The 23,747-nt window shown below is 65.8% G+C and carries 26 protein-coding genes; 10 read left to right on the plus strand and 16 right to left on the minus strand.

All coding sequences use genetic code 11. The features are described 5' to 3' along the window. Positions 1-85: 85 nt before the first annotated feature. The 3 genes from LDN95_RS08360 (at position 86) to LDN95_RS08370 (ending at position 2,932) form a co-directional block, all read left to right on the plus strand. Positions 86-412 (plus strand): GIY-YIG nuclease family protein, encoded by a 327-nt coding sequence (locus LDN95_RS08360; RefSeq protein WP_226017202.1) that lies wholly within the window; start codon positions 86-88, stop codon positions 410-412. Between the two features lie 364 nt (positions 413-776). Then, on the plus strand, positions 777-1,955 hold the full coding sequence (proB, locus tag LDN95_RS08365; RefSeq protein ID WP_226017287.1) for a glutamate 5-kinase: 1,179 nt from the start codon (positions 777-779) through the stop codon (positions 1,953-1,955). Positions 1,956-1,996: 41 nt separating this feature from the next. After that, positions 1,997-2,932, plus strand: coding sequence for an NAD(P)-dependent oxidoreductase (locus LDN95_RS08370; RefSeq protein ID WP_226017203.1), 936 nt, complete (start codon positions 1,997-1,999; stop codon positions 2,930-2,932). A gap of 4 nt (positions 2,933-2,936) precedes the next feature. On the opposite strand, the gene LDN95_RS08375 is transcribed toward LDN95_RS08370, so the two are convergent. The 9 genes from LDN95_RS08375 to sseA all read right to left on the minus strand — a co-directional run bounded on the left by LDN95_RS08375 (position 2,937) and on the right by sseA (position 11,421). Continuing rightward, complete coding sequence (locus LDN95_RS08375) at positions 2,937-4,010, minus strand: GGDEF domain-containing protein (protein ID WP_226017204.1); 1,074 nt, start codon at positions 4,008-4,010, stop codon at positions 2,937-2,939. A 190-nt stretch (positions 4,011-4,200) separates the two neighbouring features. Further along, positions 4,201-5,013, minus strand: coding sequence for a phosphoadenylyl-sulfate reductase (locus LDN95_RS08380; protein ID WP_226017205.1), 813 nt, complete (start codon positions 5,011-5,013; stop codon positions 4,201-4,203). Between the two features lies 1 nt (position 5,014). Then, entirely contained in the window at positions 5,015-5,476 is a 462-nt protein-coding gene (locus LDN95_RS08385; protein ID WP_226017206.1) for a DUF934 domain-containing protein, read from the minus strand. Further along, entirely contained in the window at positions 5,469-7,103 is a 1,635-nt protein-coding gene (locus LDN95_RS08390) for a nitrite/sulfite reductase (RefSeq protein WP_226017207.1), read from the minus strand. Before LDN95_RS08390 ends, LDN95_RS08385 begins: the two co-directional genes overlap by 8 nt. 3 nt (positions 7,104-7,106) lie before the next feature. Next, positions 7,107-7,403 (minus strand): DUF2849 domain-containing protein, encoded by a 297-nt coding sequence (locus tag LDN95_RS08395; protein WP_226017208.1) that lies wholly within the window; start codon positions 7,401-7,403, stop codon positions 7,107-7,109. Then, positions 7,400-8,182, minus strand: coding sequence for a uroporphyrinogen-III C-methyltransferase (gene cobA, locus LDN95_RS08400; RefSeq protein WP_226017209.1), 783 nt, complete (start codon positions 8,180-8,182; stop codon positions 7,400-7,402). The genes LDN95_RS08395 and cobA overlap by 4 nt, the downstream gene beginning before the upstream one ends. Before the next feature lie 69 nt (positions 8,183-8,251). Further along, positions 8,252-9,229, minus strand: a complete 978-nt coding sequence (locus LDN95_RS08405) for a mechanosensitive ion channel family protein (protein ID WP_226017210.1) — start codon at positions 9,227-9,229, stop codon at positions 8,252-8,254. Continuing rightward, positions 9,226-10,473: a cystathionine beta-lyase gene (gene metC / locus LDN95_RS08410; protein ID WP_226017211.1), complete on the minus strand. Its 1,248-nt coding sequence runs from the start codon at positions 10,471-10,473 to the stop codon at positions 9,226-9,228. Before metC ends, LDN95_RS08405 begins: the two co-directional genes overlap by 4 nt. Before the next feature lie 102 nt (positions 10,474-10,575). Next, the gene (sseA, locus tag LDN95_RS08415) at positions 10,576-11,421 is read right to left on the minus strand and encodes a 3-mercaptopyruvate sulfurtransferase (RefSeq protein WP_226017212.1); all 846 of its coding nucleotides are present in this window, start codon (positions 11,419-11,421) and stop codon (positions 10,576-10,578) included. Positions 11,422-11,608: 187 nt separating this feature from the next. On the opposite strand from sseA, the gene queF reads away from it, so the two are divergent. Further along, a complete protein-coding gene (gene queF, locus LDN95_RS08420; RefSeq protein WP_226017213.1) occupies positions 11,609-12,079 on the plus strand; it encodes a preQ(1) synthase in 471 nt (156 codons plus the stop codon). Positions 12,080-12,124: 45 nt separating this feature from the next. Here the strand turns inward: queF and LDN95_RS08425 are convergent, their stop codons facing one another. From LDN95_RS08425 to LDN95_RS08440, 4 genes are all read right to left on the minus strand, one after another. Then, positions 12,125-13,198 carry a phosphotransferase family protein gene (locus LDN95_RS08425; RefSeq protein ID WP_226017214.1) on the minus strand — a complete coding sequence of 358 codons (1,074 nt, stop codon included), beginning with the start codon at positions 13,196-13,198 and terminating at the stop codon, positions 12,125-12,127. Between the two features lie 40 nt (positions 13,199-13,238). After that, positions 13,239-14,330, minus strand: coding sequence for a Zn-dependent alcohol dehydrogenase (locus tag LDN95_RS08430; RefSeq protein WP_226017215.1), 1,092 nt, complete (start codon positions 14,328-14,330; stop codon positions 13,239-13,241). A 60-nt stretch (positions 14,331-14,390) separates the two neighbouring features. After that, a complete protein-coding gene (locus LDN95_RS08435; RefSeq protein WP_226017216.1) occupies positions 14,391-15,683 on the minus strand; it encodes an acyl-CoA dehydrogenase family protein in 1,293 nt (430 codons plus the stop codon). 107 nt (positions 15,684-15,790) lie between these two features. Continuing rightward, on the minus strand, positions 15,791-16,633 hold the full coding sequence (locus tag LDN95_RS08440; protein WP_226017217.1) for an SDR family NAD(P)-dependent oxidoreductase: 843 nt from the start codon (positions 16,631-16,633) through the stop codon (positions 15,791-15,793). 180 nt (positions 16,634-16,813) lie between these two features. On the opposite strand from LDN95_RS08440, the gene LDN95_RS08445 reads away from it, so the two are divergent. The 3 genes from LDN95_RS08445 (at position 16,814) to LDN95_RS08455 (ending at position 20,045) form a co-directional block, all read left to right on the plus strand. Next, the gene (locus tag LDN95_RS08445; protein WP_226017218.1) at positions 16,814-17,974 is read left to right on the plus strand and encodes an acyl-CoA dehydrogenase family protein; all 1,161 of its coding nucleotides are present in this window, start codon (positions 16,814-16,816) and stop codon (positions 17,972-17,974) included. 98 nt (positions 17,975-18,072) lie between these two features. Further along, positions 18,073-19,227: an acyl-CoA dehydrogenase family protein gene (locus LDN95_RS08450; RefSeq protein ID WP_226017219.1), complete on the plus strand. Its 1,155-nt coding sequence runs from the start codon at positions 18,073-18,075 to the stop codon at positions 19,225-19,227. 14 nt (positions 19,228-19,241) lie between these two features. Then, a complete protein-coding gene (locus tag LDN95_RS08455; RefSeq protein WP_226017220.1) occupies positions 19,242-20,045 on the plus strand; it encodes an SDR family oxidoreductase in 804 nt (267 codons plus the stop codon). Positions 20,046-20,118: 73 nt separating this feature from the next. On the opposite strand, the gene gmk is transcribed toward LDN95_RS08455, so the two are convergent. Then, positions 20,119-20,796 (minus strand): guanylate kinase, encoded by a 678-nt coding sequence (gene gmk / locus LDN95_RS08460; RefSeq protein WP_226017221.1) that lies wholly within the window; start codon positions 20,794-20,796, stop codon positions 20,119-20,121. An 80-nt stretch (positions 20,797-20,876) separates the two neighbouring features. Between gmk and LDN95_RS08465 the strand changes: the two genes are divergently transcribed. After that, positions 20,877-21,431 (plus strand): hypothetical protein, encoded by a 555-nt coding sequence (locus LDN95_RS08465; RefSeq protein WP_226017222.1) that lies wholly within the window; start codon positions 20,877-20,879, stop codon positions 21,429-21,431. A 1-nt stretch (position 21,432) separates the two neighbouring features. Here LDN95_RS08465 and LDN95_RS08470 read toward each other — a convergent pair whose 3' ends face one another. Together LDN95_RS08470 and LDN95_RS08475 are read right to left on the minus strand one after the other, a co-directional pair. Further along, positions 21,433-21,888: a hypothetical protein gene (locus tag LDN95_RS08470; protein WP_226017223.1), complete on the minus strand. Its 456-nt coding sequence runs from the start codon at positions 21,886-21,888 to the stop codon at positions 21,433-21,435. Between the two features lie 20 nt (positions 21,889-21,908). Further along, positions 21,909-22,412 carry an SspB family protein gene (locus LDN95_RS08475; protein WP_226017224.1) on the minus strand — a complete coding sequence of 168 codons (504 nt, stop codon included), beginning with the start codon at positions 22,410-22,412 and terminating at the stop codon, positions 21,909-21,911. Positions 22,413-22,506: 94 nt separating this feature from the next. Here LDN95_RS08475 and hisB point away from each other — a divergent pair, with 94 nt between their 5' ends. After that, positions 22,507-23,100 carry an imidazoleglycerol-phosphate dehydratase HisB gene (hisB, locus tag LDN95_RS08480; RefSeq protein WP_226017225.1) on the plus strand — a complete coding sequence of 198 codons (594 nt, stop codon included), beginning with the start codon at positions 22,507-22,509 and terminating at the stop codon, positions 23,098-23,100. Next, positions 23,093-23,725, plus strand: coding sequence for an imidazole glycerol phosphate synthase subunit HisH (gene hisH / locus LDN95_RS08485; protein ID WP_226017226.1), 633 nt, complete (start codon positions 23,093-23,095; stop codon positions 23,723-23,725). The genes hisB and hisH overlap by 8 nt, the downstream gene beginning before the upstream one ends. The last annotated feature ends 22 nt before the right edge of the window (positions 23,726-23,747 follow it).

Below are 23,747 nucleotides of genomic sequence, written 5' to 3' on the forward strand. Positions count from 1 at the left end.
AATCTCCTCCTCCAAACCCCCGTCGCCCCGTGCTTGACACGGGGCTTGGCTTTCCTTGCGGCCGCGCGTTCGGCATGACTGCCCGATGGAAAAGGGCGGCTGGGTCTATATCATGGCGAACCGCTATCGCGGCGGGATGTACGTTGGCGTCACCGCCGATCTGATGCGGCGCGTGTGGCAGCATCGTGAAGGTATGGGCTCAAGCCACGTGGACGACTTTGGCAAGGCGAGGCTGGTTTACGCCGAGCGCCACGAAGAGATCGAGCCCGCCATCGCTCGTGAGAAACTGGTCAAGAAGTGGCGGCGGGAATGGAAATTCGCGCTGATCGAAGCCGACAATCCCGATTGGTTGGACCTTTGGGACCAGTGGTATCCGGCGGCGAACGCGCTGTGCGGCGATGTGGAAAGGTAGCCAAGCCCCGTGTCAAGCACGGGGCGACGAAGGTGTTGCGTTTTGGTGGCGTTCACGTCCGCAAGTGCGCGGAAGCAGTCGTCCGCGCTTGGGCATCCGCCGCCAAAGCCCAACCGCCTCCCTTACGTCATCCCGGGCTTGACCCGGGATCCCGCTTCTTGCGGTGGGAACAGCGCTGGAAGGGATAGCGGAACCCCGGGTCAAGCGCGGCGTGACGGATGTTTGCTGGCATGGTGCGTGCGTCGTGCTTTGGTGTGAGGCGGTCGTTCGCATTTGTGGGTTCACGACCTAAGCCGCGCGGGTGATGGGCGAGGGCAAAAACCGGTTCCCTCATGGCCTGCGCTTGCTCTATGCGGCGCAAGTGATGAAGTCCTCCCGCCAGCCCGCCCCCAACTACTCCGGCCCCAAAACCTCCGTGCGCCAGCTTGCCGATCTTGCCGACCCGGCGCTCACTCCCCGGATCGTGTACAAGGTCGGCTCGGCCTTACTGGTGGGCGGTGATGGGCAGCCGCGCCGGGCCTGGCTGGCGGCGCTGGTGGCCGAACTGGCGGCAGCGCGCGCGCGCGGTCAGGACGTGATCGTGGTATCTTCGGGCGCGATCGCGCTGGGGGCACGGCGGCTGGGGCTGGCCAAGGGCGGGCGCGGCAGTCTGGCCGATGCGCAGGCGGCGGCAGCGGTGGGTCAGATCGCGCTGGCGGGGCTATGGGCCGAACTGCTGGCCGCGCACGGCATCACGGCGGCGCAAGTGCTGCTGACGCTGGAAGATCTTGAGGACCGGCGGCGCTACCTCAACGTCACCGCCACGCTTGGGCGGTTACTGGCGGCAGGCGCGGTGCCGGTGATCAACGAGAACGACACCGTCGCCACCAACGAAATCCGCTTTGGCGACAACGACCGGCTGGCGGCGCGCGTCGGGCAGGCGGCGGGTGCAGCCGCGGTGCTGCTGCTGTCGGACATCGACGGGTTGTATGACCGCGATCCGCGCCAGCCCGGCGCGCAGCGTATTCCGGTGGTCAAGCGGGTGACGCCCGAAATCCATGCGATGGCCACTGGCGGATCGTCGTCTGGCCTTGGCTCGGGCGGGATGACATCGAAGCTGCAGGCCGCAGAGATCGCCGGGCTGGCCGGAATGGCGCTGGGCATCATCGATGGGCAGCCGCTTTCGCCAATGGCTCAGGCTCTTGCCGAGGGCCGCGGGACGGTGTTCCTGCCGCGCGCCGCGCGGGGCGCGCGCAAGGCGTGGCTGGGCGGCAAATTGCGCGTGAAGGGGCAGGTGCATGTCGATGCCGGTGCCGCACGCGCGCTGGCGGGCGGGTCAAGCCTGCTTGCAGCCGGGGTGACACAGGTTGCCGGGGACTTTGCGCGCGGCGATGCGGTGGCGGTGCTGGGGCCGGACGGTGCCACGCTGGCGCGCGGGTTGAGCGAATATGACGCTGCCGAATGCATCGCGCTGCAAGGCCGTTCCAGCCACGAACATGAAGGCATCCTCGGCTATGCACCCCGCTCCGCACTGATCCACCGCGATCAGTTGGTGCTGCTTTGACCGGAACCGGGCCGGGCCATGACACGTCGGGCGCTGGCGTGTTGGACAGCTTGTCGGCAAGCGGCCACCTGATCGCGATCACCGGGGCGACGGGCTTTGTCGGCCAGACCGTGCTCGACTTCGCCACCCGCGCCGGACTGGAAGTGCGCGCGCTTGCCCGCAGGCCGCAAGAGGCGCGCGCGGGCGTGGAGTGGGTGCCGGGCGATTTGGCCGACAAGCGTGCGCTCAAGCGACTGATGGCGCGGGCCAGCGTGGTCATCCACATCGCCGGGGTGGTCAATGCGCCAGACCCCGCAGGGTTTGACGAAGGCAACGTGCGCGGCACGCTCAACGTGGTCAACGCCGCGCTTGAAGCGGGGGTCGGGCGGCTGGTGCACGTCTCCTCGCTATCGGCGCGCGAGCCGCAGCTTTCGGTCTATGGCGCGTCCAAGCTGAAGGGCGAAAAGATCGTGCGCGCCTCAAGCCTTGACTGGACGATCGTGCGCCCGCCCGCCGTCTATGGCCCGCGCGATACCGAAATGTTCGAACTGTTCCGGCTGGCAAGCCGGGGCGTGGTGCCTTTGCCGCCGAATGGCCGCATGTCGATCATCCACGTTGCCGATCTCGCGCGGTTGTTGCTGGCGCTCGTACCCGGCGACGAGGACGTGACGCACCTGAGCTTCGAGCCCGACGACGGGACCGCGGGCGGCTGGAGCCATGTCGAGATGGCGCGGGCGATCGGGATTGCCGTCGGGCGCCGTGTCGTGGCCCTGCCGCTGCCGCAGCGCCTGCTGGAATGGGTTGCGCGCGCCGACAAGGCGGTGCGCAAGGACAAGGCCAAGCTGACCCTCGATCGGGTCGGTTACATGTGCCACCCCGATTGGACCGCCGGTTCGGGCGCGCAGCCGCCAATGGCGCGCTGGCGTCCACAAGTCGAAACGCGCATGGGGCTTCACGCCACCGCCGCCTGGTACCGCGAGGCGGGCTGGCTGAAGTAGCGCGCTACGGTGCGGCAACGATGCGGTTGCGGCCGGTTGCCTTGGCCCGATACAACGCCTCGTCGGCCGCCTTCAAGGCGGCGCGCGGATTGGCATAGGCAAAGACATCGGCCACCCCGCCGGAAAAGGTGATCTTGCCGATCGGCTCGTCGGTTGACCGGTTGACGAAGCGCCGTTCCGCGAACGTTTCGCGCACGGCATCGAGCTTCACGCGGGCTTCCTCTTTGGTCAGCCCGCGAAACAGCAGCACGAATTCCTCGCCACCATGGCGCGCCACATGACAACGGGCATTGCTGAGCCTTGCCAGCCCCTCGGCAATCGCCTGAATCACCCGGTCGCCGGTATCGTGGCCATGCTTGTCGTTGATATTCTTGAAGTTGTCGATGTCGCAGAACGCCACGCTCAGCGGCTCGATCTGCTGATTGGCTTCGCGATGGCTGGTTTCGAGCAGCGCTTCGAAGGCGCGGCGGTTGGGCAGGCCGGTCAGGTGGTCAAGATCCGCATCGCGCCGGGCTCGGGCCAGACGCTTCTTCAGATGCTGCGCCTCGCTCTCGCGCCGCTTCATTTCCGCTTCGAGCGCGCGGGTGCGTTCCAGCATGGCGTTGGCGAACACGAGGATGTCGTGCACGGCATGGCCCTTGGCCGGGCCGCCCGCATCTGCCACCTGCCGTTCCAGTGCATCGTTGTAGCTTGCGGCGCTGCGGTGCGCCTTGCGGGTGCTGACGACAAAGGTTTCGAGCGACTTTTCAAGGCGCTCGACCATCTTGCCGACACTTGCGGTGCGGTCATCGGGCGGCATTGCCTGATTGACCCAATCTTGCGTGATGGGCGCACCCGAGGCAATCCGAGCGGTCAATTTGCGGGCGAGATGCGCGTCTTGCCCCGAAAACACGGCATGCGCGAACAACAGGTTGTGGGGCGTGACGGCCAGATGGTTGTCGATCAGCAGCGCGTGGATACGCTCCATGATCTGCGCGTTGGTGATTGCGGCCAGCGGTGTTGCATCGCTGGTCGACGATCCCGCTGCTGTATCCGCCTCGCCATGCGGGCGTTGGGAAAACAGACTGAGAAAGCTCACGCGCAACGTCCCGCTTCTGCGTTGCCATGGCGCCGGTTTACGGAATTGGCCGCTTGTCGGCACCGTGGTTCGACAAGGGGGACGCTACCCGTTTGCGGTTACTATCGTTCTATCGGGGCCATACGGACACTTGCGTATGGGTCAGGGGCAGAGTCTGCAGGATATCGCCCGCGCGCGTGGGTGCGTACGGTCAGAACGCGGGCTGGTAGTCAGGCGGCAGATCGTCGCTGCCATCGCTGCTGCCGGTCCCGTTCGAGACGGGCGCATGGATGCCGCATTCGGTCTTGTCCCAGCCCTTCCACCGGCCCGAGCGCGGATCTTCGCCCGGCGCGACTTTGCTGGTGCACGGTGCGCAGCCGATCGAGGGGTAGCCCAGCGCCACCAGCGGATGGCGGGGCAGGTCGTGCGCTTCGAAATAGGCTTCGATGTCGGCACCGGTCCAACTGGCCAGCGGATTGACCTTCAGCCGCCCTTGCGTGTCGGATCGGTCCATCTCGAAGCGCGGCAGCCCGGCGCGGGTCTGCGATTGAAAACCCTTGCGCCCGGTCAGCGTGGCATCGAAACGGGCCAGAGCGCGGGCCAGCGGCAGAACCTTGCGGATTTCGCAGCAACCATCGGGATCCCACGACCAGCGCAGGCCATTGCCGTCCTTGGCCGCAACCGCCTCTGCCTCGGGCTCGATGATCACCAGATTGGTCAGCCCCAGCCGTGCCACCAGCGCGTCGCGATAGGCGAGCGTTTCGGCAAAGTGCTTGTGCGTATCAAGGAACAGCACCGGCAGCGCGCGATCGACTTGCGCGATCAGGTGCAGCAGTACCGCGCTTTCGGCACCGAAGCTGGACACCACTGCAAGGTCGCCGACCAGTCCGTCGCGGATGACCGATTGCAGCATCTCGTGCGTGTCGGTGCCGCGGAACAGGTTGTTCAGCCTGATCGCATCGCTTTCGACAAAGCGCGGGGCGCTGTCGATCCGATCGACCTTGCGGGTGGTGGTGTCGCGCATGTCAGGCGACCGGGTGGCGCCGCGCCCAGATCGGGGTGCGACCGTCGACGGTCTTTTGATAGACTTCGGGCCATGTCGCGAACGCCTTTGCGGCGGCGTCCGCGCTGATCGGCAGCGCCGGGACAAAGGCATCGAACCCGCAGCGGCGCATGTGCGACAACTGGTCGATCAGCACGTCGCCCACCGCGCGCAATTCGCCGGTATAGCCGTGTTCCCGCAGGATGCGCGCCGCCGAATAGCCGCGCCCATCGGTATAAGCGGGGAAGTTGACTTCGACCAAGGCAAGCCGGTCGAGATGCGGCAGCAGCGCGCGCGCATCGTCGCCCGGTTCAACGCGGACCGCGCTGGCGTTGGGCTGACCCGAAACGGCATCGACAAAGGCATCGACGGTGACGGCAGGGTCGCTCACCACATCGTCATCGCGAAAGCGCAGGACGTTGTCGGCAAAAACGAGATCAACCATAGATCGCCTCCTTGAACGGGGCCACGCCGATACGGCGGTAGGTGTCGAGGAAGCGTTCGCCGTCCTCACGCTGGGCGAGGTAGACGTCGGTGGCCTTTTCAACGGCATCGACGATGCCGTCCTCGTTGAAGCCGGGGCCGATGATGGTGCCGAGCGAGGTGTCGGCCGCTTCCGAACCACCGAACAGCAACTGGTAGTTTTCGGTGCCCTTGCGGTCCACGCCCAGAATGCCGATGTGGCCGGCATGGTGGTGGCCGCAGGCGTTGATGCAGCCCGAAATCTTGAGCTTCAGCTCCCCGATCTCGCGCTGGCGACCGATATCGGCAAAGCGCTCGCTGATCTTCTGCGCCAGCGGGATCGAGCGGGCGTTGGCCAAGCTGCAGTAATCCAGCCCCGGACAGGCGATAATGTCGCTGATCAGGTCGAGATTGGCGTTGGCCAGCCCGGCGGCGTCCAGCTTCTGCCAGACGGTGTAGAGGTCCGCCTTCTTGACGTGCGGCAGCACGATGTTCTGCGCGTGGGTGACGCGCAGTTCGTCGAGCGCGAAGTCGCGCGCCAGATCGGCCATCAGGCGGATCTGGTCGGCGCTGGCATCGCCGGGGATGCCGCCCGCAGGCTTCAGGCTGATCGTGACGATCGCATAGCCCGGCTGCTTGTGCGCGTGGACGTTCTGGTCAACCCACAGCGCAAAGTCGGGGTCGCTCAGGTCCACGTTGTCAGGCAGGTCCGCCTCGAAACCGGGATTGGCGAAATAGCCCTTGATCCGCTCCAGTTCGGCTGGCGGCGGCTCAAGCCCGAGCGTGAGGATGTGGGCGAACTCGGCGTCGACCTGACGGCGGTATTCGTCGGCGCCGATCTCGTGAACCAGGATCTTGATCCGCGCCTTGTACTTGTTGTCGCGGCGGCCATAGCGGTTGTAGACGCGCAAGGCGGCTTCGAGATAGCTGATCATCTGCAGCGGCGGCACGAAGTCGGCGATCACCGGGGCGATCATCGGGGTGCGGCCCATGCCGCCGCCGACATAGAAGCGGCAGCCGATCTCGCCCGCGTCGTTCTTGACAAGCTGGATGCCGATATCGTGTAGTTTCATCGCGGCGCGGTCGGTTTCCGACCCGATGATCGCCACCTTGAACTTGCGTGGCAGATAGTCGAATTCCGGATGGAACGTCGACCATTGGCGCAGCAGCTCGGCATAAGGGCGCGGATCGACCAGTTCATCGGCAGCGGCCCCGGCGAAGTGGTCAGCCGTAGTGTTGCGGATGCAGTTGCCGCTGGTCTGGATGGCGTGCATCTCGACCGCGGCCAGATCGGCCAGCAAGTCGGGCGCTTCGTCCAGCTTGATCCAGTTGTACTGGATGTTCTGGCGTGTGGTGAAGTGGCCATAGCCGCGATCGTACTTGTCGGCGATGTCACCCAGCGCGCGCATCTGCCGCGAATTGAGCGTGCCGTAAGGGATCGCCACGCGCAGCATGTAGGCATGGAGTTGCAGGTACAGGCCGTTCTTCAGCCGCAGCGGGCGGAAGTGATCCTCGCTCAGCTCACCGGCAAGGCGGCGCTTCACCTGATCGCGGAATTCATCCACGCGGGCATCGACCATGGCCTGGTCATAGTTGTCGTACTGATACATCGGTCAGATCACCCAGGTGCCGGCGGCAGGGTCGGCGGGCTTGAGGGAAAGGTCGAGCCGCACGGTCGGGCCCAAAGCGCGGATGCGTTCCTTGATGTGCGCAGGGCGAACGCTGCCGCCATCGCGCGTCGCTTCGATCACATAGGCACCATTGACGCGGCGCGCGGCGTCCTCGCGCGCGATCAGGGCCTGCGCTTCGTCGCCCACTTCGACCGCATCATCGACATGGCGCGACCAGCCTTCGCCGGTCCACCAGATCACATCGCCGCTGGGCAAATCGTTACCGGTCAGGATCTTCACGCCACTTGCTCCGCCATCCGTCCGAGTTCCATCATGTCTCCTCGTGCCGCGACTTCACCGATCACGATGAGCGCGGGGCTTTTCACGTTGTTGTGTTCGACCAGTTCGGCCAGCCCGGCAAGCTGGCCGCGCAACACGCGCATGGTCGGCCGCGTGGCGTTTTCGATGACCGCCAGCGGCATTTCCGGGGACAGGCCATCGGCAATCAGCTTTTCGGTGATCGGGGTGGCGGTGGCCAGCCCCATGTAGATCACCAGCGTGCGCCCTTGCCCGGCAAGTCCCGCCCAGTTCTGGTCGGACAGGCCCTTGCACTGCCCGGCGACAAAGCTGACGATGCTGGCGTTTTCGCGGTGGGTGAGCGGGATCTGTGCGGCAGCCGCCGCGCCCAATGCAGCGCTCACTCCCGGCACGACCTGCACCGGCACGCCTGCGGCATGACAGGCCTCGGCCTCCTCGCCGCCGCGTCCGAACACGAACGGATCGCCGCCCTTCAGCCGTACCACGTCGGCCCCGCCAAGCGCCTCGCGCACCAGCAGCGCGTTGATGTCGTCCTGCGCCATCGTGTGGCGCGACCGCTGCTTGGCCACAGAAACGAAGCGGCAGGTGCGCGGCGCCATCGCCAGAATGGCCGGATCGACCAGCCCATCGTGCACGATCAGCCGCGCATTCATCACCAGCCGGGCCGCGCGCAGCGTCAGCAGGTCGGGGTCACCCGGGCCTGCGCCAACCAGATAGACGGTGCCGACGGGATTGTCGGCCAATGGCTGCAACGCGATCATGCCAGCGCAGATGGTCCTTGCGCGCAGCACTTGCCAGCGAGAATGGATTGCAGCGGGGCTAGGCGAACTTTAGCCACCCTCGGCCGGGTCCGCTTGCTCGTCAGCGCCGGTTGCCTTGTGGCGCCGGGCAAGAGCCTCGGCCAGCTTGTCGATGCCGGCCGAATCGAGCAGGTTGATGCCCGCAGGCGCCGGAACCGGCATGGCCACCGTCTCGCTGGCCTGCATCGCCTGCCATGCGGCCATCAGCACCGCGCTGCGCACGCCCAGCACGCCGTGTTCGGGATCGCTGATCCACACGGTCACCAGCAGTTCGATCGATGCGGTGCCAAACGCCTTGAGCAGCACCGATGGCGCGGGCTCGGCCACCACACGCGGCACCTCGCGCGCGGCCTTCAACAGCAAAGCTTCGGCCGCCGCGATATCGCTGGTGTAGGTGACGTGCACCGGGATCGAGATGGCCACCGTGCGCGACGAGTAGGTCCAGTTCTCCACCTGACTGGTCATCAGGATTTCGTTCGGGATCAGGTATTCACGGTTATCGCGCGTGGTGACGATGGCCGCGCGCACCCCGATCTTGCGCACTTCGCCAAAGGTATGTTCCTTGCCATCGGCGATGGCGATCACGTCGCCCGGTTTGATCGAGCGGTCCATCAACAGGATCAGTCCGGCGATCAGGTTGCCGAAGGTCTTTTGCAAGCCAAAGCCGATGGCGAGGCCGAACGCCCCGGAAAACACCGTGAACGCGGTCAGGCTGATGTTGAGGGCATCCACCCCGATGAAGAACGCCAGCGTCCACACGATGATCGTGGCGACCTTTTCGCTCAGCAGGCGCTGGGTCGGGTCGATGCCACCGATGCGGCGGATCAGCCGCCGCGCGATCCGCGCCACGATGAACGCGGCGATCAGGATGAAGGCCAGCACGATCACCCCGCGCGCCGCGGTCAGCAGCGAGATGTGGTAACGGCCGACGTCGATCGCGGTGCCGTCCATCCAGTCGACGAAATCGCGCGAGGCGATGCGGAAGGTGCGTTCGGGGTTCAGCTTCATGCGTGGGCCTTCCAGGCGGCAAGGCCCCCGGCCAGATCGGCGATAAGGTCGGCGGTATCCTCAAGCCCGATCGACAGGCGCACCCCGAAGCGGTCCTCTTCGGCCATCCCGGCAAAGGGCCAGCGGCTCGCGGTGCGGATCGGCGCGGGGTCGACCGGGGTAGCCAGACTCTCGAACCCGCCCCAGCTATAGCCGATGCCGAACAAGTGCAGCGCGTCGATCAGCGCATCGCGCGCCGCGCTGGTGCCGCCGTTCAGCACGAAGCTGAACAGGCCGCAGCCGCCGGTGAAGTCGCGCACCCACAGATCGTGCCCCGGCGATCCCGGCAGCATCGGGCACAGCACACGGGCGACTTCCGGCTGTGCGTCAAGCCAGCGGGCGAGGGTGAGGGCACTCGCGGTCTCGCGCTCCAGCCGCAAGCTCAGCGTGCGCAAGCCGCGCAGCATCAGCGCGGCATCGTCGGGAGAGACCACGTTGCCCAGCCCCTGCGCGCGCAACCGCAGCTTGCGATACCACTCGGTTCCGGCGCTGGCTGAGCCCATCATCGCGTCCGAATGGCCGCCGACGTGCTTGGTCAGGCTCATCACCGTGATGTCGGCGCCGTGCGTCAGCGGGGTGAATCCCAGCGGGCTGGCCCAGGTATTGTCGATCACGCTGACCAGCCCGCGCGCTTTGGCGATGGCCAGAAGCGCCGGAATATCATGCACTTCGATGGTCAGGCTGCCGGGGCTCTCGAGCAAAACAGCCCGCGTGCGCGGGCAGATCGTCGCTTCGAACGCTGCGGGGTCTTGCGGATCGAACCAGCGGGTTTCCACGCCGAAATCCTTGAGCAGCCCGCGCCCCATCGTGCGGCTGGGCTCATAGGCGCTGTCGGTCATCAGCAGCACGTCGCCGGGGCGCAGTACCGTCAACAAGGCGCCCGCGATTGCGGCCACGCCGGAAGGATAGAGCACCGTCCCCGCAGCGCCCGGCTCCAGTTCGGTCAGCGCTTCGGCCAGCGCCCACTGGGTCGGCGCACCACGCCTGCCGTAATAGAACTTGCCATCCTCGTTGGCCGGATGCGCGCGCAGCGCCGCCATGTCGGGGTACAAATGCGTACTCGCCCGCCACACCGCCGGACTGACAACCGCACCCGGATGCCCCGGCGTGCCGGTCCATTCGGGCCGCCGTCCGGTCTCGACCAGCCGTGTGCCGATGCCGTGGGCTGGGCTGGCGGGAGAGTTCTTGTCGTCGCTGCTGCTCATGCCCGATGGCAAAGCAGGATTGGCGCAGGGATTCAAGCGGGGCGAGCAATTGGCTTGGCCGCCGGGACTGGCGAACGACCCGCCCGCCGTTATCCGCCAACCTTACCCAGCCGCGCCGGTGGCCTTGGGCGTTGCCGGATCGGCGCCCCATTCGGCCCATGATCCGTCATAGAGCGCCACGCCGTCCTTGCCCAGCAGGTGCGCGGCAAAGATGGCGACGTTGGCGGTCATGCCCGAACCGCATGTGGCGACCAGCGGGCGGTCGAGGTCGATGCCCGCCGCTTCGAACGCGGCGCGCAGGGCGTCGGGCTTTTTCCACGTGCCGTCGGGGGCGAACAGGCTGGCATAGGGCAGGTTGCGCGATCCGGGGATGTGGCCGCTGGCAAGGCCGGGCCGGGTTTCGGCCACCGCGCCGGTAAAACGCCCGGCGCCGCGCGCGTCGACCACTTGTTCGGCCTTGCTTTCAAGGTTGGCGAGCATCTGCGCCTTGCTGCGGACCATGCGATCATCGCTCCACACGGTGTAGTGGCGGTGGCGCTGGTGTTCGCGGCCCTGTGCGCAAGGGCGACCTTCGGCCTTCCACTTGGTGATGCCGCCATCGAGCAGCGCCACGTTGTGCGCGCCGAACAGGGTCAGCATGAACCAGGCGCGGGTGGAGGAATGGATCGGGCTGTCGTCATAGATGACGATGCGGCTGCCATCGCCAAGGCCCAGCGACTGCATCCGGCTGGCGAATTTTTCGGGGCTGGGCAGGGTGTTGGCGAGCGGGGCGGCGTTGTCGACCAGATTGGCAAGATCGAGGAACACGGCGCCGGGAATGTGGCACGCCTCGTATTCGCGCAGCGGGTCGCGCGCGTGTTCGGGCAGAAATGCGCTCGCATCGACCACCCTCAGGTCGCTTGCGCCCATTTCGCCCGCGAGCCATTCGGTCGTGACCAGCGAATCCATGTCTGTTGCTCCTGCCTGCCTGCTGCGACCCGTCTGGCGCGGGTTCATCTGGACAACTGTCTAGCCGTGCCCTGCCCAGCCGTCGAGGGCGATTCCGGGCCTGTCACAAGCGGGAAACCTTGCCCCAAGCGCGATCTTGCCCCGGATCGAGACGCGGTGCATGGGCAGCGCGACGAAAGGACTTTCCATGGCCGATTCCACCACGCCGCCGCTGCAGCCGTTGCATCTGGGTCAATCCAGCGCATTGCCGACCTCGCCCGAGGCAGCAGTGCTCGATTATGTGCCCAATCCGCGCGCAGGGTCGCTGTTTCTGGTGCGCTTTGCCGCGCCCGAGTTCACCTCGCTGTGCCCCGTGACCGGCCAGCCCGACTTTGCGCATCTGGTGATCGACTATGCGCCGGGTGAGACGATCGTCGAATCGAAGTCGCTCAAGCTGTTCCTCGGCTCATTCCGCAACCACGCCGGGTTCCACGAGGATGTGACCGTAGGCATCGGCCAGCGCCTGTTCGCCGAAATGCAGCCGCGCTGGTTGCGCATTGGCGGCTACTGGTATCCGCGCGGCGGCATTCCGATCGACGTGTTCTGGCAGTCGAGCGCCGCACCGGACGGGCTGTGGGTGCCCGATCAAGGCGTCGCGCCCTATCGCGGGCGCGGCTGAGCGCACTCGCGACAGGGCGCGCTGGCCATCTGCCGGTGCCCCTGATCAGGCGCCAGCGCGGATGGCAAAGTCCAGCGCCAGCGCGGCAAGCGGTTGCACGCGCTCCGACGTCGCCTTGGCATGGGCCGAACTGGCGGTGCCGTCGATCACGCGCTTCTTGATGCCTTGGATGATCGCGGCCAGCCGGAAGAAGTTGTAGGCCAGATACCAGTCGAGGTTGCCGAGGCCTTCGCGACCCGTGCGCGCACAATAGCGGGCGACCACTTCGTCCAGTTCGGGAATGCCCAGCGCTTTGCGGTCCAGATCCTGAACGCCCGAGCGGCCCGCGTTGTCCTGCACCCATGCGGTGCAGAAATAGGTGAAATCGGCCAGCGGATCGCCCAGCGTCGACAGTTCCCAGTCGAGCACGGCCAGCACGCGCGGCTCGCCATGGGCAAAAATCATGTTGTCGATGCGATAGTCGCCGTGGACCACGCTGGTGCGGGTCTGTTCGGGCAGGGTGCGGGGCAGCCAGTCGATCAGCCGCTCCATTTCCTCCATCCGCTCGGTTTCCGACAGGCGGTACTGCTTGGTCCAGCGATCGACCTGCCGACCGAAATAGTTGCCCGGCTTGCCGAAGTCGGACAGGCCGACGCTTTCGATATCGATCGCGTGCAAATCGGCCAGCGTGTCGACCATCGCTTCATAAGTGGCACGGCGTTCGGCGGGTGAGGCGCCGGGCATCGCCCCGTCCCAGATCGTGCGCCCGTCGATGCAGCCCATCACGTAGAACCACGATCCGGCGACGGTATCGTCGGTGCACAGGCCGTATTGCGGCGCAACCGGGAAGCCGCTGCCAGCCAGTCCGGCCTGCACCTTGTATTCCCGATCAACCGCATGGGCCGAGGGCAGCAATTTGCCCAAAGGCTTGCGCCGCAGCACATAAGGGCCCGACGGGGCATCGATGCGATAGGTCGGGTTGGACTGCCCGCCCTTGAACTTGGCGACCGTCAACGGCCCGGTGAACCCGGCGACATTGGCCTCGAACCAGGCCGTCAGCCGCGCCTCGTCCAGCCGGTCATCGCCCTCGGGCGTGATCGTGCCGGTGAACGCGGCCTGCGCGTCGATGGTCGCCGTCATTTGCCCCAACTCCTTGATCGTTCTTGTCTTGTCATCGCTCTCAGGTGTCGAACACGATGACCGAGCGCGCCGAGTGGCCCTGCTTCATCCGGTCGAAACCGGCGTTGATCTGCTCAAGCGGGATGCGCTCGGCAATGATCGTGTCGAGGTCGAGCAGCCCGCGCAGGTAGAAATCGACAAGGCGGGGCAGGTCGACCGGGAAGCGGTTCATGCCCATGATCGCGCCTTGCAGCTTCTTGCCCGAAAGCAGATCCATCGCCGACAGGCTGACCTTTTCCGCCAGCGGCAGCATGCCAAGAATCGTGGCGGTGCCACCGCGACGCAGCGAGGCGACGGCCAGGCTGGCCGAGGCCGGACGCCCGACCGCTTCGATCGCGTGATCGACGCCGCCCTTGGTCAGCTCCTGAATCTGCTGTGCGGCGTCTCCGGCGGTGGCATCGACTACATCGGTCGCCCCCAGCTTCACCGCCAGTGCGCGCTTTTCGGGCAAGGGGTCGGCGGCGATGATCCGCCCTGCGCCCGCAATCTTGGCGGCGTTGATCGTGGCAAGGCCGACCCCGCCACAGCCGACGACGGCCACGGTTTCACCGGGCGTGACCTTGCAGGCATTGAAGATCGTGCCCGCGCCGGTGGTCACCGCGCAGCCGATCACGGCGGCCCGGTCGAGCGGCATATCGCGGTTGATCGCGACGCAAGCGTGCTCATGGATCAGCATCATCTCGGCAAACGCCGAAAGGTTGAGCATCTGGTTGACCACGCTGCCATCGCTGGCGCGGGTGAGGCGCGGCGCTTCGCCCGCAGCACGTCGGGTTTCGGCGCCAAGGCACAGCGCCATGCGTCCGGTCACGCAGAATTCGCAGTGTCCGCAGAACGCCGAGAGACAGGTGACCACATGGTCGCCCTTCTTCACCGTGCGCACTTCCGAGCCGACATCCTCGACCACGCCGGCCGCTTCGTGCCCGGCAACGCAGGGCATCGCGTGGGGGTAGGTGCCTTCGATGAAGTGAAGGTCCGAATGGCACAGCCCGCAGGCATGGGTGCGGATCAGCACTTCGTGCGGGCCAGGCTTGGCCACGGCCAGCCGGTCGATCACCAGCGGCTGTCCGGCCTTTTCGAGAATTGCGGCTTTCATGCGGAGTATCCTTGGTATCCCCCTTCCACCGCGCGGCGGCAGAAGGGGGAGAGTGTTGGGTTACCGTGCGACGCCAAGGTCGCCCGAGCTGAAGCCGCGATCAGCTTGCGGCAGATCGGCATGGCGGGCGAACTCGATGCGCGCGATGGCACGGGCGTGGACTTCGTCCGGACCATCGGCCAGCCGCAAGGTGCGCTGATGCGCCCAGGCTTCGGCCAGGCCGAAGTCCTGCGCCACGCCGCCGCCGCCATGCGCCTGAATGGCGTCGTCGATGATGCGCAACGCCATGTTGGGGGCCTGCACCTTGATCATCGCGATTTCCAGCGCGGCGGCCTTGTTGCCGACCTTGTCCATCATGTCGGCGGCCTTGAGGCAGAGCAGCCGGGTCATCTCGATGTCGATGCGGGCTTGCGCGATGCGCTGTTCCCACACCGAATGGTCGGAAATGCGCTTGCCGAACGCCACGCGCGTCTGCAGCCGCTTGGCCATCTTGGCGATGGCTTCTTCGGCTACGCCGATAGTGCGCATGCAGTGATGGATGCGGCCCGGCCCGAGCCGCCCTTGCGCGATCTCGAACCCGCGCCCTTCGCCCAGCAGGATGTTCGAAGCGGGCACGCGCACATCCTTGAGCACCACTTCCATGTGGCCGTGCGGCGCATCGTCATAGCCGAACACGTGCAGCGGACGGATGATCTCGATCCCCGGCGCATCGAGCGGAACCAGCACCATCGACTGCTGCTGGTGGCGCTTGGCCTCGAAATCGGTCTTGCCCATCACGATCGCGATCTTGCAGCGCGGATCGCCAAGGCCCGACGACCACCACTTGCGCCCATTGATCACGTATTCATCGCCTTCGCGACGGATCGAGGTTTCGATGTTGGTGGCATCGGACGAGGCGACGAGCGGCTCGGTCATCAGGAAGGCCGAACGAATCTGTCCGTTCATCAGCGGCTTGAGCCACTGTTCCTTGTGCTCGGCAGTGCCATAGCGGTGCAGCACTTCCATGTTGCCGGTATCGGGCGCGGCGCAGTTGAACACCTCGCTCGACCACGAAAAGCGACCCATTTCCTCGGCGCACAAGGCGTATTCAAGGTTGGTCAGGCCCGGACCTTCGAACTCGAACGTCTCGTCCACGTGATGGTGCCCCGAGTTGCGCGGGGGCATGAACAGGTTCCAGATGCCTTGCGCCTTGGCGCGGGCCTTTTCCTCCTCGACCACCTGCAGCACTTTCCAGCGCTCGCCTTGCGCCTGCTCGGCCTTGTAATCACCGTGGCGTGGGCGGACGTGTGCCTCGATAAAGTCGCGCACGCGGTTGCGCCAATAGACCTGGCGCTCGTTCGGGTCGAAATCCATGCGTCCTCTCCTGCCTCAGCGCCAAGCTTTTGCGCCGAATCCCTTTGTGTTTAATCTGTCGGTTAAATCGTGCGCCATCCCAGGACCGAGATCAAGGGGGCGATTTGTCAACTTGCACTGGCGGCGATTGCTTCAAGGGCCTGATAGACGCCGGGCGCCTCCGGATCCCAGCTGTGGCGCGGGCCGACGGTAAGCCCGCCATCGACCAGCAGCGACGTTCCGGTCATGAAGCTGGCCGCCTCGCTGCACAGGAACAGCACGGCATCGGCGATGTCGGTCGGCTGGCCGCCGCGCGCGACGGGCTGGGCCGATTGCGACATGATCGCGATGGCCTGCTTGCCCTTTTCCTCAAGTTCCGGGGGCATGTCGAACGAGCGGGTGAAGATGTTGGTGTTGATGAAGCCGGGCTGCACCGCGTTGACGCGGATCTGGTACTGCGCAAGGTCTGCGGCAGCGCACTTGGTCAGGTGGAGCACCCCCGCCTTGGCCACGGCATAGGCGGTGGGGGAATAGCCTGGCCCGATCGCAGCCACGCTCGACGTGTTGACGATGGCGGCGCTGGCGCGCCCTTTCATGTGCGGCACGGCATAGCGGATGCCGAACGCGACCGAGCGCAGCAGAAGGTCCATCGTGCGGTCCCAGCCCTCGGGCTCGATCTCGTCGATGGTCGCGCGATCGCCCCCGGCGCCGGCATTGTTGAACACCGCATCGATGCCGCCGGTTTCGGCCGCCGCGCGGTCCATCAGTGCCTTGATGTCCTGCGGCGAGGTGACATCGCAGCCCTGCGCCACGACTTTGCCGTTCGAATCGGCGACGGTCTGGGCAAGGCCCGCCTCGTCGATGTCGGCGGCATAGACGATCGCGCCCTCGGCGGCGAATTGCAGCGCCGTGGCGCGGCCGATGCCGGATGCGGCGCCGGTCACGACGACGGTCTTGTTGTTGAAACGCATGGCCTCTCCTGGTCCTTTCGTGGCGTGGACTTTGCGCGAAGCTTAGGCGCAAGGGGGCGTGCGTCAATGCATCGTTGGTTGACGTTACGGCATGGCCACATTGCCTGAAAGCACGGAAATCTGCGCTTGCCAGATCGCTGCGACTCGCCTTAACCTCTCGATTAAGAGAGGAGCCAGAACATGTCAGACCTTGATGCCTTCCGTGCGGAGATCCGCGCCTGGCTGGAAGAGAACTGCCCGGCCGAAATGCGCCAGCCCGCGGCCGACGAAGATGACGTCTGCTGGGGTGGCCGCAACGTCGTTTTCAAGAACCCGGCGCAAAAGCTGTGGCTCGATCGCTGTGTCGCCAAGGGCTACACCGTGCCCGACTGGCCGCAGGCGTATGGCGGCGCGGGGATGACCCCGGCGCAGGCCAAGATCTGGCGCGAGGAAATGGCCCGCATCGGCGCGCGGCCGCCGTTGTCCAGCTTCGGCATCTGGATGCTTGGTCCGGCCTTGCTCAAGTTCGGGACCGAGGAACAGAAGGTTCACTATCTCGGCCAGATCGCGCGCGGCGAAATCCGCTGGTGTCAGGGCTATTCGGAACCGGGTTCGGGTTCCGATCTCGTGTCGTTGCAGACCTTTGGCGAGGACAAAGGCGATCACTGGGTGGTCAACGGCCAGAAGATCTGGACCAGCTATGCCGACAAGGCCGACTGGATCTTCTGTCTGGTCCGCACCGACAAGACCAACAAGTATCAGGGCATCAGCTTCCTGCTGTTCGACATGACCACGCCGGGTGTCACCACGCGGCCGATCAAGCTGATCAGCGGTGCCTCGCCGTTCTGCGAAACGTTCTTCGACAACGTGGTCGTGCCCAAGGCGCAACTCGTCGGCCAGCTCAATCGCGGCTGGGACGTGGCCAAGTACCTGCTCGGCCATGAGCGCGAGATGATCTCGGGCGCGGGTGGCGGCGACCGGCTCAACGCGATCGGCGCAATCGTGGCGCGGCGCGGGTTGGAAGACCCGATCCTGCGCGCCGAACTGGCGCTGTTCGACGTCGATGCGCTGGCCTACACCGCGATGGGCGAGAAGTTCATGGATGAGGTGAAGGTCGGCAAGGCCCATCCGGCGCAGCCCAACATGATGAAGTATTGCGGCACCGAGCTGAACAAGCGGCGCCACGAACTGCTGATGGCGGCCGGCGGATCGACCGCGCTTGAATGGGACAGCGAGGAAACCCGCGGCGGTGCTCCGGCGCGCAACTGGTTGCGGACCAAGGCGAACTCGATCGAGGGTGGCACCAGCGAAGTGATGCTCAACGTCATTTCCAAGCGCATTCTCGACCTGCCCGGCGCCTGACACCAGACGATCCTTGCGCCGCGTGCCGGACCCGGCAAGCGGGGGCCACGCGGCGCAAGGGATGAATTTCAGCGGCCCACACACCAACGGAGGGGATCATGCCGCTTTATCATACCGAAGATCAGGCCATGCTGGCCGAAACCGTCACCGGCTTTCTGGGTGACGAAGGCGGGATCAAGAAGCAATTGCGCGCCTTGCGCGATGCCAACGATGGTGCTGGCTATGGCGCCGATTTGTGGAAGGAATTTGCCAACCTTGGCCTGACCGGGATTCTGGTTGGTGAGGCCGATGGCGGGCTGGGCCTTGGCCATGTCGAAGCGGGCATCGTACTCAAGGAAATCGGCCGCAACCTTACGCCTTCGCCGTTTCTGGCGACTTCGGTGGGCGGAGTGACCGCGCTGGCGGCTGCGTCGGCCGACCTGAAGGGGCGCTATCTGCCCGGCGTGCTGAGCGGCGAAGCCGTTCTGGCGCTGGCCATCGACGAAGGCGCCAAGCATCGCCCCGAACGTATTGCGCTGCGGGCGGAAAAGGCCGGGAACGGGTTCCGGCTGTCGGGTCGCAAGGATTTCGTGATCCATGGCGCCACCGCCGATGCGCTGATCGTGGCGGCGCGCACCTCGGGCGCCGATGGGGACGCTGACGGCGTGACGCTGTTCGCTGTGCCGCGCGATGCGGCCGGACTTGGCCACAACGCGGTCCGGCTGGTCGACAGCTCGATCGCCAGCCATGTGACGTTCGATGGCGTTGAAGTCGACGGCGGCAGCGTGATCGGCGAAGTCGACGGCGGGCGCGCACTGCTCGACAAAGTGCTGGCGGCCACGCGCGTGGGCGCGGCGGCCGAACTGACCGGCGTTGCTTCCGGCGCGTTCGACGTGACCACCGCTTACTTGCGTACCCGCAAGCAGTTCGGGCAGTTGATCGGCGAATTCCAGGCCTTGCAGCACCGCGCGGCACACCTTTATTCCGAGGTCGAGATCGCCACTGCCGCCGCGATCAAGGCGCAGCAGCTGCTCGATGCCAACGGCGCCGATCCGGTGTCCGACCGCACCGCGCTGATGGTGTCGGTGGCCAAGGCCAAGGCCGGGCGCGCCTGCAACCTGGCGGTGCGCGAAGGCGTGCAGATGCACGGCGGCGTCGGCATGACCGACGAATACGACATCGGCCTGTACATGAAGCGCGACCGCGCACTGGCCGAATTCATGGGCGATCCGTTCTATCACGCCGAGCGCGTGGCCCAGCTCAGCGGCTATTGAGGAAGGATATTCCGATGGATTTTGCCAAGCTGTTCAGCCTTGAAGGGCGTGTTGCCGTGGTCACCGGCGGATCGCGCGGGATCGGCGAGATGATCGCCAGCGGGTTCCTCGCCGCAGGGGCCGCGCGCGTCTATATCACCGCGCGCAAGGCCGCCGTGGTCGAAGAAACCGCCGCGCGGCTGGGTGAGCGTTGCATCGCGCTGCCCGGCGATATCTCGAACGTCGCCGGGATCGAGGCGCTTGCCGCCGACCTTGCCTCGCGCGAGGAGAAGATCGACATCCTCGTCAACAACGCCGGGGTGGCGTGGGGTGCGGAGTTCGACGACTTTCCAGAAATCGGCTGGGACAAGGTCATGGACCTGAACGTCAAGACGCCGTTCTTCCTCACGCAGAAACTGCACAAGCTGCTGCAGGCAGGCGCGAGCAAGGAGCAACCGGCCAAGGTCATCAACATCGCCTCGGTCGATGGCCTGCGGATCAATCCTTGGGAAACCTACTCGTATCAGGCGTCGAAGGCGGCGGTGATCCAGTTGACGCGGCGGATGGCCGCGCGGCTGATCAAGGACAACATCGTCGTCAGCGCGATCGCTCCCGGTGCCTTCGCGTCCGAAATGAACAAGGCCGCCGCGCGCAAGCCCGAGGAATCGGCCAAGGGCATCCCGTCAAAGCGGATCGGCACGATCGAGGACATGGCAGGCGGCGCCATCTTCCTTGCCAGCCGCGCCGGGGACTATGTGGTGGGTACGGCGCTGCCGATCGATGGCGGCATCGTCAACGGCTGGATACCGGACGGGGCGATCGATCCTTCGGGGCATTGAGCGGTAGTGGAATGGGCAGGGACGTCGGGTCGCAACCCGGCGTCCCTTGCATTCGTCCCTTGCATTCATAGGCTCAGCCTTGCATCAGCCCGCGCACGAAATCGATCAGGCCGGTCTGGCGGGTGCGGCGCATCCGTTCGGCGGCAAGGATCTGACGCACCTTGCCAAGGCAGACCTCGACTTCATCGTTGACCACGACATAGTCGTAGGAATCCCAGTGGCTGATCTCGGCCTGCGCGCGGGCCATGCGCGCCGCAATCACTTCGGCGCTGTCGGTCCCGCGTCCGACAAGGCGGCGACGCAATTCATCGAGGCTGGGCGGCAGAATGAACACGCGGACCACATCGGCTTGCGCCTTTTGATGCAATTGCTGGGTGCCTTGCCAGTCGATGTCGAACAGGAAGTCGGTTCCCGCCTTCAATCCGGCGCGAATCTGTCCCTTTGGCGTGCCATAGCAATTGCCGAACACGCGCGCCCATTCGTAGAACTCGTTGGCGTCGACCATGTGGTTGAACGTGGCCTGATCGACGAAGTGATAGTCCTCGCCATCGACCTCGCCCGGCCGGATCGGCCGCGTCGTCGCCGATACCGACACCGTCAGGTCCGCATCTTCGGCAAGCAGTCGCCGCGCGATCGTCGTCTTGCCAGCGCCGGAAGGCGAAGAGAGGATGAACATCAGCCCGCGCCGATGGAGCGCATCGTCGGATGTGGGCTGGATTGCGGCGGGTTGGGGCGGGGTCTGGTCGGCCATGTGCGCACCTGCCCCGTCATGGGGCGGTTCGTCAAGCGTCCGACCTTGCAGGGATCACCCCGAGTCGGCATCAGCACACGATGAAACCGACGCAGATCGATGGCTGGGTGCTGGCCGATCCCAAGATGGCACGAGCCATCCTGACCGGTCGCCAGCGCCAGATGCGGGTGCCGCTGGCAGCGCCGCTTGCCGCGATCGCGTGCGAGGGCGCGGTCATCGGCCTGCGCGAGGCTTGTGTGCCGGGGCGGCGGCGCAGCGACGGAGTGGAAATGGCCACCGATCGCAAGCGCGCCGAATTCGTCGCTTTTGCCGACGGCTGGCGCAGGGATCGCTCCGGTCGGCAATGGCGCGCCGAAAGCCCGCGCGATGCGGCGGAAAAGTGGCTCGCCGCGATGCACATGCCGGGCTGGGCCACGCGCGCGCAACTGGTGATCGAACGACGCACCATGGGCCGGTTGCGCGCCATCGGTGCCGAGGAACTGGTGGCCGAAGGCTACCGCACGCTTCTGCCGTTGGCGTTCTGGTCGCGCCGCCGGTTTGCCGCGCGCTGGGACGTGCTCCATCCGCAATGCGGTTTGCGTTGGGCCGACGATCCGGAAGTGGCGGTACTGCGGTTTGGCACCTGCCGCTTGTAACTCAGTCCTCGTGCACGGGGATTTTGGCCGTGGCCGCAGCAGCATCGGCTCTGGCTTTCGCCGCTTTGGCCTGCCTGCGGTCGTAAAGCGTCTTGGCCAGCAGGCCGCCGCCGACGACGATGGCGCCGGGCACCGAACTTGTCGCCACGCGGGCCAGCGCGGTGCCGACCAGCGTGTGACCGATGGTGCGGCCCTTGATGATCCGGCCGCTTTTCTTGCTTGCGGCTTTCGCTACCTGCCGACCGAGCAGCCCGCCCAGCACGCCACGCCGCACCAGCGTCTGACCGGCACGCAAAGCCACGTCGGCAAGGATCATCGTCGCCATCGGGCGCACGATCTCGCTGGTGTCTTGCTGTGCCCTTGCCGCGCGGGCGGCGTCGTCAGCGGCTTGAGCAGCCGGGCCGGTCCTGCTTGTACCGGTCTTGGTTGTGTCGTCTTGGCGTGGCGGACGTGCCATGAAAGTGGCCTCCAGAAAGGTTACTTCTTCCTGCCAAAATCCACGGAAACGACATTTGATCCATCGCCAGCGGGGGCGCCGGTGGAATCGTCCTCGGGCCCGGTGGCCGAATCGTTCTCCGCGCCGTCGGGGCCATCGTCGTCGTCCAGATCGCCCGATGCCTGAAATTGCAGGCCGAAATCGACCGCAGGATCGACAAAGGCGGTGATCGCGCTGAACGGGACGATCAGTGTCGAGGGGATCTGGTTGAACGACAGGCCGACCGAAAAGCCCTCATCTGTGACCTTCAGATCCCAGAACTTGTTCTGCAGGACGATGGTCATCTCGTCAGGGAAGCGTTCCTTCAGCCGGGTGGGGATGGAAACGCCCGCCGCAGCGGTTTTGAACGTGATGTAGAAGTGGTGATGGCCGGGCAGGTGGCCGCCGCCGGCCTCCACCTGGCCAAGCACGCGGCCAACCACCGCGCGCAGGGCTTCCTGCACGATTTCGTCGTAGGGGATCAGGCTGTCGGATGCATCGCTCATTGCCGCACGGATGACGCCGCGCCGCGCGCTGGTCAAGCAAAAGCCGTTGCAGCAGCGATTGATTCTCAGAGACAGGGGCCTATAGGCAACGGCCATGCGCACCGGTTCCATCTCCCGCAAGACGGCCGAAACCGACGTTTCGGTGACCGTCAACCTCGACGGCAACGGCGTTTATGACGTCGATACCGGCATCGGCTTTCTCGATCACATGATCGAACAACTCAGCCGCCATTCGCTGATCGACCTGACCGTCAGGATCAAGGGCGATCTGCATATCGACGGGCACCACACCACCGAAGATTGCGGCATCGCAATCGGTCAGGCGATTGCGGCCGCGCTGGGCGACAAGCGCGGGATCACGCGTTATGGCACAGCCTATGCGCCGATGGACGAGGCGCTGGCCCGCGTATCGCTCGATATCTCGGGCCGTCCGGTGCTGGTGTGGAAGGCGGCATTCACGCAGGCCCAGCTTGGCAGCATGGACACCGAGATGTTCGAGCACTGGTTCCAGTCGGTGGCGCAGAACGCCGGGATCACGCTGCACGTCGAATGCCTCTACGGCAGCAACAACCACCACATCATCGAGGGCATCTACAAGGCCTTTGCCCGCGCCCTGCGCGAGGCGGTGGCGATCGACCCGCGCAAGGCCGATGCCATCCCCAGCACCAAGGGCCAACTTGGTGGCTGAAGTGCTGGCGTTGATCGACTATGGCGCGGGCAACTTGCGTTCGGTCGCCAATGCTTTGAAAGCGGCCGGGGCGGAAGGGGTCCACGTTACCGCCGATCCCGACGTGGTCCGCGCGGCCGATCGCATCGTATTGCCCGGCGTGGGCGCGTTTCGCGCCTGTGCCGAGGCGCTGCGCGGCGTTTCCGGGCTGGTCGAGGCGATGGAAGAGCGTGTGCTGGTCGGCGGCGCGCCATTCCTTGGCATTTGCGTGGGCATGCAATTGCTGGCCGACCGTGGCATCGAATTCGGTGTGACCGAGGGGCTGGGCTGGATCGGCGGAGAAGTGCGCCCGATTGTGCCCGCCGACCCCACCATCAAGGTGCCGCACATGGGCTGGAACGACGTGGAGCCGGCTCATCACAGGAGCCGCAACGACAGCCTGATCGAGCCGGGTGAGGCCTATTTCCTGCATTCCTATCACTTCGTCGCCGATGAAGGCGCCGATGTGGCAGCGATGACCGACCATGGCGGCGGTGTGGTTGCGGCCGTGGCGCGCGATTCGGTGCTGGGCGTCCAGTTCCACCCGGAAAAGAGCCAGGATTACGGGCTGTCGTTGCTCGCCCGCTTCCTCGCCTGGAAACCCTGACTACAGACTGGCCTGACTCAAG

The organism is Novosphingobium sp. FKTRR1, assembly GCF_020404405.1.
In the GTDB taxonomy this organism is placed as follows: Bacteria; Pseudomonadota; Alphaproteobacteria; order Sphingomonadales; family Sphingomonadaceae; genus Novosphingobium.